Below are 206 nucleotides of genomic sequence, written 5' to 3' on the forward strand. Positions count from 1 at the left end.
TCACTTCTGAGTTCGGCATGGGATCAGGTGGTTCCACGGCGCTATGGCCGCCAGGCAAATAACTTCAATCTCGGAAAGCTGACGTGAATAACAACTCGGCTAATTCGCCTTGTCACTATCACTGAATTTGTAAGTAGTCTCGCACTTGCTACAAGGCCAGAAACACTTCTTGGGTGTTGTATGGTTAAGCCTCACGGGTAATTAGT

Annotated in this window: 1 rRNA gene; it reads right to left on the reverse strand. The window is 47.6% G+C overall.

What is annotated here, in order from left to right:
* Positions 1-55: ribosomal RNA gene (gene rrf, locus ACW5XD_RS24035) — 5S ribosomal RNA — on the reverse strand; the annotation flags it as partial.
* Between the last annotated feature and the right edge of the window lie 151 nt (positions 56-206).

The sequence above is a fragment of the Aeromonas enterica genome (genome assembly GCF_054052465.1).